Origin of the sequence: Methylomonas sp. MED-D (assembly GCF_050276835.1) — a bacterium.
Classification (GTDB): Bacteria; Pseudomonadota; Gammaproteobacteria; order Methylococcales; family Methylomonadaceae; genus Methylomonas; species Methylomonas koyamae_A.
In genome coordinates this window covers 3,253,532-3,266,665 of the sequence record NZ_CP189965.1, presented here as the reverse complement: position 1 = coordinate 3,266,665, position 13,134 = coordinate 3,253,532, and the positions used below count along the sequence as shown (strand labels likewise).

The window sequence follows — 13,134 nt, the reverse complement described above, 5'->3', positions numbered from 1 at the left end:
GATGAATCTGTCCGCGCTATTCATCCGCCGCCCAGTCGCCACCACCTTGCTGACCGTCGCCATCAGCCTGTGCGGGGTTTTAGCGTTTTTGAATCTGCCGGTTTCGTCGCTGCCGCAGGTGGACTTTCCGACCGTTGCGGTGCAGGCGCAATTGCCCGGCGCCAACGCCGAAACCATGGCCGCGACGGTCGCCACGCCGCTGGAGCGTGCGTTAGGACGCATCGCCGGCGTCACCGAAATGACCTCCAACAGTTCGCAAGGCTCGACTTCGATTACGCTGCAGTTTGATTTAAACCGCGACATCGACGGCGCCTGCCGCGACGTGCAGGCCGCGATCAACGCCGCCGCCAGCATGCTGCCCAGCGGCATGCCCAACCGGCCCAGTTATCGGCGCGACAATCCGTCCGATTCGCCGATTCTGATCCTGGCGCTGACCTCGGACAGCTTCACGCGCGGCCAGATGTACGATTCCGCGTCGACGATTTTGCTGCAAAAAATTTCGCAAATTCCCGGTATCGGCCAAGTGCAAATCGGCGGCGCGACCCTACCGGCGGTGCGGGTGGAACTGAATCCCAATGCCTTGAGCAAATACGGCATCGGTTTGGACGACGTGCGCAACACCATCGCCCAAACCAACATCACCCGGCCCAAGGGCGTGTTGGAAAGTGCAGACACCCGCTGGCAAATCCAGGCTAACGATCAGGCCCGCGCCGCCGCCGAATATCTGCCGCTGATCGTTGCTTACCGTAACGGCGCGCCAGTGCGCATCGCCGACCTGGGCGAAGCGGTCGATTCGGTCGAGGATTTGCGCAATGTCGGCCTGAAAAACGGCAAACCCTCGGTGTTGCTGATCATCCGCAAACAACCCTTGGCCAATGTGATCCAAACCGTCGATCAAGTGCTGGCGGTGTTGCCGCAACTCAAGGCCGCTTTGCCCAGCAATATCGAACTGTCGGTGGTGGTGGATAGATCGTTGTCGATTCGGGCGTCTATCCGGGAAGTCGAGCATGGCTTGTTCGTCGCGGTGGTCCTGGTGATTTTGGTGGTGCTGGTATTTCTGCGTAATCCGCGTTCGGCGGCGGTGCCGATCGTCGCGGTACCGGCTTCGCTGCTGGGTTCCTGCGCGGTGATGTACTTCTGCGGTTTTAGCGTCAACAACTTGACCTTGATGGCCTTGACCATCGCCACCGGCTTTGTCGTGGACGATGCGATTGTGGTGGTCGAAAACACCAACCGGCATATCGAGGCCGGCATCGCACCGTTCAAGGCCGCGCTGCTGGCCGCCAAGGAAGTGAGCTTCACGGTGTTGGCGATGAGCGTGTCGCTGGTCGCGGTGTTTCTGCCGATTCTATTGATGGGCGGCGTGCCGGGCCGGCTGTTTCGTGAATTCGCGGTGACTTTATCGGCCGCGGTGCTGGTTTCGCTGCTGATCTCGTTGACCACCACGCCGATGTTGTGCGCGCGCTGGCTGGGCAAGGAGCCAACGGAACACGGACCGATCTATCGCGGTATCGGCGCGGCCTTCGATTGGGTGCAGGACAATTATCGCATCAGCCTAAGCTGGGCCTTGCGTCATGGTCGGATCATGCTGAGCCTGTTGCTGGCGACGATAGGCTTGAATTTTTATTTATACGGCGCCATCGACAAAGGTTTTTTCCCTACCCAGGACGGCGGCCGTTTGTTGGGCGAGATACAAACCGACCAAAACACCTCGTTTCAAACGCTGCAAAAGCAGTTTGGGCAAATCTCCGAGATTTTGCTGAAAGACCCCGCGGTCACCAATGTCGCCGGCTTTGCCGGTAGTTCGCAAAGCAGCAATAGCGCGCGGGTGTTTATCACGTTGAAGCCGCACGGGGAGCGCGAAGCTATCGAGATCGTGATGGACCGATTGCGCAAGGCGGCCGGCCGAATCCCCGGCGCCAATTTGCATATGTTTCCGGCCCAGGAGCTGCGCATCGGCGGGCGGATGTCCTTCGGTTTAATCGACTATACCTTGCAAGCCGACGATCTGGCCTTGTTGAAAGAATGGACGCCCAAGGTCCAGGCCGCCTTGGCCCGCTTGCCCGAACTGACCGATGTCAACAGCAGTCAGCAGGACAAGGGCGAGCAAATCGGCTTGACCGTCAACCGCGATCTGGCCGCGCGTTACGGCGTCAGCCAGGCCCTGATCGACAACAGCTTGAACAGCGCCTTCGGTCAGCGGCAAGTGTCGGTGATTTACAATCCGCTCAACCAATACCGGGTGATCATGGAATTGGCGCCGCAATATTGGCAATCGACGGACAGTCTGAAACAACTGTATATCAGCGCGCCGGCCCAGAGCGGCATTGCCGGCACCGGTCGGCCGCGCCAAGTGCCGCTGTCGGCGCTAGCCAGTTTCGCGCCGAGCAACGCGCCGCTGTCGGTACGCCATCAAGGCCAGTTCGCGGTCAGCGATCTGTCGTTCAATCTAAAACCCGGCGTGGCAATGTCCGGAGCCAGCGCGGCGATCGATCACGCCTTACGCGACATCGGCTTGCCGGCGGCCGTTACCGGCAGTTTTCAAGGTTCCGGCAAAGCCTTTCAGGACGCGTTGCGCAATCAACCCTGGCTCATTTTGGCGGCGCTGATCAGCATTTACATTGTGCTCGGTGTGCTTTACGAAAGCCTGGTGCATCCGTTGACTATACTGTCCACGCTGCCGTCGGCCGGCGTCGGCGCGTTGTTGGCTCTGATGGTTTGCGGTAAGGAGTTCAGCATCGTTGCGCTGATCGGCGTGATTTTGTTGATCGGCATCGTCAAGAAAAACGCGATCATGATGATTGATTTTGCGCTGCTGGCCGAGCGCGAGCGCGGCCTGGATTCGCGGGAAGCGATCTTTCAAGCGTGCATGCTACGCTTCAGACCGATCCTGATGACGACGTTGGCCGCGCTGTTCGGCGCGTTGCCCTTGGTCTTAGGTAGCGGTTACGGCGCGGAACTGCGCCAGCCGCTGGGCATCGCTATCGTCGGCGGCCTGATATTCAGCCAACTATTGACCTTATACACGACGCCGGTGGTTTATTTATATCTGGATCGGTTTCGGCTCCGGATGCTACGGCTCGGCACAACGCCATTGCCAGCCTGACGCACACGGGGCCGCGTGACTTGACCTGGTCGCCTGCGCGCGACTCAGGGATCAAGATCATGCCGATAGCCGGGCATTTCCAGCGTTTTGTCCCGGCCGGCCGCTCCGACCAAGCTAAATCGGCCCGGCGCCGCCACCCGCCTCTGCTCGGAGGAGAGTCGCGGCGCCTTGATGGAACGCATTTAGATCGTTTCGCCGAGTTGCATGCCGAACCGCCAGGGAAAGGGTGCGCATGAGGCCGTCAACGTCGAATTAACACCGCCGGCTTCGGCGGAGCACAGGCGATTTAACGTGACGCGGAAACGGCGCGAAGCGGCGCACCAGCCATTTACGCAATTCTTCGCAGATTAGCAGGCCCAGCGCGAACGGCAGCGTGAACAGCCAGACTTCGTGGCCGAGCGGCGCGGTGCCGAACAACAGATTGCCCCACGGCGTGTAGACGATGGCGAGGATCAGCGCAATCTCCGCGCCGACGCCGGCCAGTATTAGCCGGTTGTCCAGCAGGGGCGTGGCCAGCAGGCCGCGCTGGCGTTGCTTGCACAGAAACACGTTGGCGATTTGCATCACAATGATCGCGGTCAGGCAGGCGGTCGTGGCCCGCAGGTACAGCGGATCGTGGCGCGGCAGGCTGGCGCCGTAGTCCCAGCCGGCAGCGTTCAGCACGAAGAAAAACGCCGCCATTGCCGCCGCGGCTTCCAGCAAGCCGAGAAATCCGTAAGCTCGGGCCAGCAGGCGCCAGTCGATCAATGACTCCTGGCTCGAGCGCGGAGGCTTGCGCATTGCCGCCGCATCGGGTTTCTCGACGCCCAGCCCCAAGGCCGGCAGCATGTCGGTGCCCAGATCGACCGCCAGAATTTGCAGGATGGTCAACGGCAGCGGAATCTTGAACAGCACGAAGGCCAGGTAGGGAATCACTTCCGGGACGTTGGAGGTTAGGATGTAGGTCAAGAATTTGCGAATGTTGTCGAACACCGCGCGGCCTTCTTCGATCGCGGCGACGATGCTGGCGAAATTGTCGTCCAGCAAAATCATGTCGGCGGCCTCCTTGGCGACGTCGGTGCCCGCCAGGCCCATCGCGATGCCGATGTCGGCCTTCTTCAAGGCCGGCGCGTCGTTGACGCCGTCACCGGTCACCGCGACCACTTGCCGCTTCCGCTGCAACGCTTCGACGATGTGCATTTTCTGATCGGCGCCTACCCTGGCGAACACAATTTCCGGCGCATCCAAGGCCAATTGCAATTGGCTGGGCGTGAGTTTTTTCAGCCGGTCGCCGGTGATGACCTTGGGATGGTCGGATTGCACCAGACCGATTTGGCGGGCGATCGCGACCGCCGTGTGCGGATGGTCGCCGGTGACCATGATGACTTTGATCCCGGCGATCCGGCATTGGGTTATGGCGTCGGCGACTTCCGGGCGCGGCGGATCTTCCAGGCCGACCAGGCCGCTGAAGATCATCGCCGCTTCAGGGTCGGCGCCAGCGCTGTCGGTCAGTGGGCGGTGGGCTAGGGCCAGTACCCGCAAGCCTTGATCGGCCATGGTCTGCAAGGCGTCCTGGAGTGTGCGGCGGCCGGCGTCGTCCAGCGGCAGAATCTGATCGGCGACGGCGATTTGCGAGCACAGCGGTAGCACCATTTCCAGCGCGCCCTTGCAATACAGCCGCTTGCCGGCCGGGGTATCATGCAGCGTGGACATGCGCTTGCGGTCGGTGTCGAACGGCACTTCGCCGATTTTGGGATAGGCCACGCGCATGCCTTGGTCGTGAGCCAAATTGACCAGCGCCACTTCCATCGGGTCGCCGAGCAAGTGCTGGCCTTCGACGCGTTTCAGATCGTGACATAGGGCCGCGCAGGCCAGGAACTCGGCATGGTGTCGCAGGCTGTCGCGGCCCAATTCGTCCGGCCGACAGTGGCGATTGTCCAGAAATAGTTGTTTGACCGCCATTCGGTTCTGGGTCAGCGTGCCGGTTTTATCGGTGCAGATGACCGTGGTCGAGCCCAGGGTTTCCACAGACGGCAAATTGCGGATCAAGGCGTTGCGCTTGGCCATGCGCTGGGTGGCCATTGCCAAGGCCAGTGTCACGGTCGGCAGTAGGCCTTCCGGTACGTTGGCGACGATGATGCCGATCGCGAACATGAAATTTTCCCAGAAGCTCAGGCCGATGGCCTGGCCGATCAGAAAAAATGCCGCGCCCAGCAACAGCGCCAGTAGCGCGACGAAGCGGCTCAGCCGAGCGATCTGGCGTTGCAACGGCGATTGGCCCTTGATCGTGGTTTTCAGTGTGTGGGCGATTTTGCCGAATTCGGTGTGCATGCCGGTGGCGAACACCACGGCCTTGGCCTCGCCGGAGACCACCGATGTGCCGGCCAGCAGAATGTTACGGCTTTGCGCCAGGTCTTCGGCCGCCGACGGTAGAGCGTCGCGGCCCTTGGGTAGGGATTCGCCGGTGATGGTCGAGTTATTCACCCGCAGGTTGAAAGCCTCCAGCAGTCGGCAATCGGCCGGGACGTTGTCGCCCTCCTGCAAGACCAGCACGTCGCCGGGCACCAGTTCGTCCGCGAGAATTCGGCACAGCGCGCCGTCGCGGACTACCTTGACCTGGTTCGGCAATAATTTGCGTAGCGCGGCAATGGCCTGCTCGGCCTGGACGCGCTGCCAAAACGAGAAGCAGCCGTTGATCGCGATCACGCCCAATATTGCGTAACCCAGCGTCGCCATGCCTTCGCCGGGTTGTTGGGACTCGGCGAAGAAGGCCAGACCGGCCGCCAGCCAGAGTATCAGCGCGAAGAAGTGTAAAAACTCCCCTGCAAACAACAGCCACTGCGATTTTTTTCGGGTTTCTTCGAGACGGTTGAAACCAAACTCGCGCAAGCGGCCTTCAATTGTCGTATCGGCTAGGCCGTTGGGGCCCGAACCGAGACTGTCGAGGGCTTCCTCGGGCGTTAGGTGGTGAATTTTCATGGTAGCTTCGTGCGGTCGGCTAGCGTGTCGTTTAGTTTAGCGGTGGCCGAGTGATTCCGGATGGTAAATGTCGGCGACGACGCTGCTCGGGATCGGGCATTGCTGATAAAATGAACGGTCTGAGAGTGCGAGTTCGCGGTAGGATGACGTTTTGAGGAAGCAAACATGTGGAGCGGCTACGGGATGACCGGCGGGCGCAGGGCGTTGGCGGCGGGGTTGGCGTTGAGCTTGGCGGGATGCGTTTCGCCGCCGGCCCTGGACAGGGCCGTCATCGAGTACGATAAGGCAACTAACGACGTGTTGGCGAAGCAGTTGCTGCTAAACATCGCCCGCGCCCATCAACACCAACCGCTGCATTTCACCGGCGTATCCAATATCGCCGCCACCTTCAATTTCCAGCTTAATGCCGGCGCCACGCCTGCGCTGACCGGACCGACCGGCTCTCTGTTGACGCCGGTGTTCGGCGGCAGCCTGTCCGAGAATCCGACCATTAGCATCGTACCGATCGAAGGCGAGGAATTCACCCGCCGCTTGTTGACGCCGTTTCAGGAAAGCAAGCTGACGATGTTGCTCAGGCAAGGCGTGGACGTGGATTTGTTACTGCGCCTGTTGGCCGGCGAGCTGCGCTTGTCCGGCGGAGATCAAGCCGGCATCCATCGCAACTTGCCTGCGGACGCCGATGGTTATCGGGTATTTCGCCAGGCCGTGTTGCATTTATCGTCGATTCAGGACCGTCATCGCTTGTTCGTCGAGCCGTTGTTGTTCGAACGTAGTTGGACTTTGCCGGCCGATGCGTTGCCGGCCGAACAACTGGCGGCGCTCGAAAAAAACTACCAAGTGACTTTCGATCCGGCGCGTAAACAACTGACATTGACCAAGCGCGAGGTCGGCCGGATCGTGCTGACCAATTACGATCCGGCTACCTTAAGCAACGAGGAACGGATGCGTTTGCAGCAGGAAGCCGAGCAGGGCGCCGACAACGATGTCAGTGTCGATATTCGTCCCGGATTTCCGGGTGGCGAGTGGCCGTTGCACGGCGTGTTCCGCTTGCGCAGTTTTCACAACGTATTGAATTTCGTCGGCCAAACCTTGGGCGATATGCCCGAATATTCGGTGGCCCGCCATCCGGCCACGCCGGAAGTTCGCGAAAATCCGGCGGAGACGCTGGCCTTGACGGTGGGCGACGAGCCCGACGACGATCTGAGCGTGCGCTTGGGCGACCGTTACTATTCGCTTCGCCCTGAAACCGGCTATCAATGGAACCGGGAAGGCTTTCGGCTGCTCTGTCAGATTTTTCAAATGACGATGACCCAGTTCGCCCAATCCGGGGCTCCCGTCATCACGATTTCCAAATAAGGGGAAGCCTTTGGCCGAATCCATCGATAGCAGCATGATTATGAAATGCGTGGCCTACCACAACGGCGTCAGCGTCGGCGAGGTGTCGATTCCGGACATTAGCGAAGTGATCCGGCAGGATCAGACCTTCGTGTGGTTGGGCTTGCGCGAAACCAATTCGGCCTTGTTGGCCGAGTTGCAACAAGAGTTCGGTTTGCACGATTTGGCAATCGAAGATGCCTGCGCCGCTCACCAACGACCGAAAATCGAGGAATACGCCGATTCGTTGTTCATCGTGCTGCATACGGCCAGACTGGTCGACGACAAAGTGGAATTCGGCGAAACCCACTTGTTCATGGGGGCGAAATTTCTGGTGACGGTGCGGCACGGTTCGTCGCTGAGTCACGCCAAGGTGCGCGGGCGTTGCGAGGCGATGCCGCAGCAATTGGCGAAGGGACCGGGGTTTGCGCTGTATTCGATCATGGATTTTATCGTCGATAACTATGTCCCGGTGATCGACGGCTTGCAACAGCGCTTCGAGGTACTGGAGTCGGCGATTTTCGAGCAACGGCCCAGTCGGCAGACCATGGAAGGCTTGTACGAACTAAAGCGCGAGCTGTTGATGCTGGAAGCGGCGATCACGCCGGTGATCGACATCTGCAACGAATTGATGCGCTTTCATAACGGCTTGATACCGAAGGACGTGCGGTTTTATTTTCGCGACATCGCCGACCATATCAAGCGCATAGACCGATCGATTCAAGGCATGCGCGAGATGCTGATCGCAGCGATGCAGGTTCACCTGACCTTCGAAACCGTGCGGCAGAACGAAGTGGTCAAAGGTCTGGCCGGTTGGGGGGCGATTCTGGCGATCCCGACGATGGTGTTCAGTTGGTACGGTATGAACTTCCGCCACATGCCGGAACTGGAGTGGACCTTTAGTTACCCGTTGGTGCTGGGCGGCGTGGCCTTGAGTAGCTTGCTGCTGTATTGGCGCTTGAAGCGGTCCGGCTGGTTGTGAGTCGTGTTCGTAAGGACCAAATTATAGAGATGATGGATAGCCGATGCCCTAATTGAATGTTTGTTTTTAAATCCCTCAACTGTTTCAACCATCAAAAACCGGCGAATGGCGCCACGGAAACACCATACAATGAAGTTTAGCGTTTTAGTTAGAAGACTCTCCCACCCCCAAGTCAGACGCCGCTTGAAGATCGGCTTGTCGATCTGGGCAATCGCGATAGCCGTGAGTGTTGTCGCCAAACTGGCCTATGACATCGGCTATTTCAAGGCACAGTCGATGATAGACGAAAAAAATGCGGCGGCCCCGGCCACTCGCTCGGTATTGACGCTGGAATACGCACAGCGGATCGTATCCGGCGCGTTGAACGAAGACCCGAATAATCCGAAAACCGTCGTAAGTCAGGTAGTCGATAATAACCCCAGGCTGGCGACGATTGTCGTGGAAAACAATAAGCAAAAGAAAATCGCCTGGATATTCGAGATGCGTTTGTTTTTTGTCGGCGATTTGCTCAACGACCAGGGTTATAACCTGACCGAAGCCATCGAACGTCAGCAGGATATGTACCGGAATAATCGCTGATCGGCGCGGCTTGCGGGCGATCAACACGCCTGGACGGCGAGTGTTGGAACCCCGTGCAGACGGATAGCCCAAACTCCTATCAGCGAGCGTGAATGCCGAGGGCCGTTGGTGGAGCGGCGTCTTTCGGCGCTGAACGACAGTCTCACGGAATTCGAAGTGGAATAGGGCATTTTCTCGGCGTAAACGCTATCGGACACCGTTCTTGTATGGCGAGGCGGCAGCGTTCGTGATGCGGGCGAAAAGATTATCGCAATCGTCGAACGCGGCGGCTTTTAAAATCGCGAATCGGAACTACGCTTCATTTTCTAAACCGGCTCCAAGATCCAGGCTAGCCGAATCGGCCGCGTTGGGCTATAACCTGTCTGTCGTCAAATTTCCCTATAACCGGTGTGCCAGAGACACTCGAATTTGAGTAGGCTAGCTAGCCAAGAATCGACGGCGTTAACTCAATAATCTTTTTACCGCTCCAAGTCGCGCGAGGTTTATTGCCAAGCTTCTAATGCAAATTCCGGATCACCAGGGATATGCGTTTCGATAGTTCAGCTTAAAACAAACACATACTCCCTACTGGCGGTCAGCTTTTTCGATTAATTTTTGTCGCAAGGATTTTGGTCTTGATGCGCCGCGTGATTCGCACTCATCGACTGGATCTTGCTCATACTTTGGAAGTCGATTATGAATACAAAACTATTTGTTGCCACGGCCGCTCTCACGACTATTGTAGGGTGTGCCGTCACTCCCGACCAGACCGCTCAGACGGAAGGCGACGTGAGCCAGTCGTATCCGCCCGCCGGTACCGGTAGTCTCTTGAAAGAGACACTGTATTTCTCTAATCAGGACGATGCGGCTAAAGCTTTGGTCGGCTACAACTATGTCTTGACTTTGCTTTCGAATGGCCGAGTACAGGCCATCGTCACCGGTTTGAACGGTTCCGGTCTCGAAAATCCGTTGAGCGTGGTTAAGGCGAACTCGCAAAAATCGTTGGCCAACATTGGCGATTTGCCGTCGTCGGACGAAACCGAATCGCCGTTTCCGCAAATCTCGTTGAAGGAGAAGCTCAACGGCCAGGCCGCCGTCGACGCCCTAGGTGACAATCTGGCCTTGGTGGCCAAGGCCTATGGGATGTCCGCCGAACGCTTGGAGAATATTTTAAAAAGCGACCAGACCGCTTGGATCGATCAAGGCGGCCGCTTGCTATACATAGAGTCGGATATCCAGCCCGACCCCAAGCAGGGTGCCGGCGAGACCGCGACCGCCGATAGCGCCGACGCGGCGATGGCGGAGGGAAGCGGCAGTACTTACGCCGCGATCGCCGCCTCGACGACCGATCCGTTCACGCTGCACAGCAAACCCGATTCCAATCGCGTCATTTACCTGGATTTCAACGGTCATCAGGCCATCAACACCACTTGGTACAACGGTACGTTGACTGCTCAGGCCTATGATACGGATGGCAATCCCAATGGATTCAGCACCACGGAGTTGAACAACATCCGCGAAATCTGGCAACGCGTGGCGGAAGACTACGCGCCGTTCGACGTGGATGTGACGACGCAAGAGCCGGCGGCCGATGCGATGCAACGCCTTACCAGTAGCGACACTCAATACGGCACCCGCGCGGTCATCACTCGATCGATGCCGGAACTGTGCGGCCAGGTCTGCGGTGGCGTTGCTTATGTCAACGTCTTTTCGTCTTATTCGTCCACTTCGCCCAACCGCTATCAACCGGCTTGGGCTTTCTTCGATAAATTGGGTAACGGCAACCCCAAATATGTGGCCGAGGCGGTATCTCACGAAGTTGGCCACAATCTGAGTCTCTACCACGACGGCACCGCCAGTGTCGGTTACTATTCGGGGCACGGCAGCGGCGCCACCGGTTGGGCGCCGCTGATGGGGGTCGGTTATTACAAACCCGTTTCGCAATGGAGTAAGGGCGAATACCCTGGGGCGAATAACGCTCAGGACGACCTTGCGGTCATTAGTGCGGCGGGTGCTCCGATTCGTGTCGACGATTTTCCGGACAGCATGGCCTCGGCCGCGCCTTTGTCGGGCGATCCCACCTCGGTGGTTCAAACCGGCATTATCGAACGCAATACCGACCTGGATGTCTTCACTTTTTACACCGATGGCGGCGACGTTCAGTTCAATGCGGCCTCGGGTTCGGTGGCCGGTAATTTGGATATTGCTCTGAAATTGTTCGATGCTTCCGGTAAGTCGGTCAGCGAGGTAAATCCGGTCGATAGTCTGTCGGCGTCGCTGAGCGCTACCTTGAACGCGGGTCAATATTTCCTGCAAATCGATGGCGTCGGTAAAGGCGACTTGACGACCGGCTATTCGGATTACGCTAGCCTTGGCCAGTACCAGATTACCGGTAGTTATCCGAAAAACGTCGTGAAACTGATCCCGCCGACGGCCGTCATTTCAGCATTACCGACCGCGAGCGATGCGCCGTCCAAGGTAACATTCAATGGTACGGGCTCTAGCGACCCGGACGGCACCATCGTCGGTTATGATTGGAATTACGGCGACGGAAGTACGAATGGCAGTACCGCCAGTGTCGATCATACCTACGGAACTCCGGGCAACTATACTGCCACGCTGACGGTGACCGATAACGTCGGCTTAAAAAACAGCGCCACGCAATCGATCAATGTCGCTCAGGCGCCGGTAAACGTCAGCATGAAAGTCTCGAACACCGCGATAATCCGCAGATTGTTGACGGGTGGCAAATCGGAGTGTTTGGCCAAAGTGACCGTCAAGTATGGCGAAGCTACATTGGCTAACGCCACGGTGAACGGCTCGTGGAGTTGTTCGGCGAAAACCAGTACCGGTAACATTTCCAAAACCTGGGCTAAATCCGCCGTGACCGGTTCCACCGGTATCGCCAGTATCAGCAGTTCCAGCCTGCCCACCAGCAGCTCCGGAACCTGTGCCTACACCGTTAGCAACGTCGTCAAAAACGGTTATACCTACGACGGCAGCGGCCAGGTGGCGGCGAGTTTTACTTGGTAAGCTAACATTTCCTGTTGTAACGGAAGGCGCGGTTATCCGCGCCTTCTTTTTTTGCGCGGTCGAATGGATTTCCATCGGTTTCGGATGAGCCTGCAACGCGCTTCCGGTCGGGGGGCTTAACGATGGTCGATGTTTTGCTGTCGATCGCGACGCCGATGAGGCTGTTGGCGGTAATAGAGGCTCAGTTGTCGGAACACCGCCGGACAATGTTCCAATAGAATCGCAGGTGTGCAGAAGAACGCTTCACTAAACACCGCGAAGCATTCGGCTGGATCGGTGGCCGCGTAAGGATCGATCCAGCTCGAAATCGGCAACTCGGGATACTGGCGCAATTGGCGGAAGGCAGCGGATAACGCGGTCGTCCACTCGCTCACCGACATATCGGCGTGCAGCGGCGGCATACCGTTGCCGACCCCATTGCGCATATCCAGCTTGTGGGCGATCTCGTGAACGATTACGTTTTGTCCGGATTCCGGATATTCGATGTCTTCCAGGATTTCTTGCCAGGACAATATCAGCGGTCCCGCCGACCAAGCTTCCCCGGTCAGAATTCGCTGTTCTTGATGTACGATGCCGGCGTCGTCGACGTCTTCATGCGCCACGACGAAGGCGTCGGGATAAACCACGACATCCAACCAGCCGTACAGCAGAGCCAAGCCCAAATACAAAACCGGCAGGCAGCACTGTGCCGCGATGACGATGCGCATGTTGGTATTTAGATCAATATCCACGCCGACCAGGTTTTTTTCGCGGAGAAACAACGAGCTCATCACCCGTAAGCGGGCCAGTTCGATTGGCGTCAGTCCTTGCAGTAAAGGTAACTCAGCGGTGGCTTGGGTCCAGGTTTGGAAGGGAATGGCGTGGCCGCGTAGCCGATAACGTCGATAGGCGCGTTTGAATCGGTTTCTCATCAGGTCGTCGCGGTGGTGGTGATGGCCGAATAGCGGGTTCGTCCCGAACGGTTGATAGCAACCAATCTGGCGGATATTTCAACCGGGTCGGATGCAAACCGGATTTAGTCGGCCACAATTGCAGCCGGTCGCGGTGCCGGCATGGTTTGGCACGGTCTTCGCTGGTCTCCAGTCGAGGCGGATTATAGCCCGGTCCGTGTTGACGGGCCGAG

7 protein-coding genes are annotated in these 13,134 nt (G+C 58.3%); 5 read left to right on the top strand and 2 right to left on the bottom strand.

Features of this window, described 5'->3' with window-relative positions:
- Position 1: 1 nt before the first annotated feature.
- On the top strand, positions 2–3,106 hold the full coding sequence (locus ACQE3E_RS14545; RefSeq protein WP_313729918.1) for an efflux RND transporter permease subunit: 3,105 nt from the start codon (positions 2–4) through the stop codon (positions 3,104–3,106).
- A 252-nt stretch (positions 3,107–3,358) separates the two neighbouring features.
- Here ACQE3E_RS14545 and ACQE3E_RS14540 read toward each other — a convergent pair whose 3' ends face one another.
- Positions 3,359–6,064, bottom strand: coding sequence for a cation-translocating P-type ATPase (locus ACQE3E_RS14540; RefSeq protein ID WP_313729919.1), 2,706 nt, complete (start codon positions 6,062–6,064; stop codon positions 3,359–3,361).
- Between the two features lie 165 nt (positions 6,065–6,229).
- On the opposite strand from ACQE3E_RS14540, the gene ACQE3E_RS14535 reads away from it, so the two are divergent.
- The 4 genes from ACQE3E_RS14535 to ACQE3E_RS14520 all read left to right on the top strand — a co-directional run bounded on the left by ACQE3E_RS14535 (position 6,230) and on the right by ACQE3E_RS14520 (position 12,011).
- Positions 6,230–7,420 (top strand): hypothetical protein, encoded by a 1,191-nt coding sequence (locus ACQE3E_RS14535; RefSeq protein WP_281020723.1) that lies wholly within the window; start codon positions 6,230–6,232, stop codon positions 7,418–7,420.
- A 34-nt stretch (positions 7,421–7,454) separates the two neighbouring features.
- The gene (corA, locus tag ACQE3E_RS14530) at positions 7,455–8,420 is read left to right on the top strand and encodes a magnesium/cobalt transporter CorA (protein WP_168029847.1); all 966 of its coding nucleotides are present in this window, start codon (positions 7,455–7,457) and stop codon (positions 8,418–8,420) included.
- A 129-nt stretch (positions 8,421–8,549) separates the two neighbouring features.
- On the top strand, positions 8,550–8,999 hold the full coding sequence (locus ACQE3E_RS14525) for a hypothetical protein (protein WP_071157896.1): 450 nt from the start codon (positions 8,550–8,552) through the stop codon (positions 8,997–8,999).
- Positions 9,000–9,767: 768 nt separating this feature from the next.
- Positions 9,768–12,011 (top strand): PKD domain-containing protein, encoded by a 2,244-nt coding sequence (locus tag ACQE3E_RS14520; RefSeq protein ID WP_313729920.1) that lies wholly within the window; start codon positions 9,768–9,770, stop codon positions 12,009–12,011.
- 116 nt (positions 12,012–12,127) lie between these two features.
- Here ACQE3E_RS14520 and ACQE3E_RS14515 read toward each other — a convergent pair whose 3' ends face one another.
- A complete protein-coding gene (locus ACQE3E_RS14515; RefSeq protein ID WP_313729921.1) occupies positions 12,128–12,922 on the bottom strand; it encodes a zinc-dependent peptidase in 795 nt (264 codons plus the stop codon).
- Between the last annotated feature and the right edge of the window lie 212 nt (positions 12,923–13,134).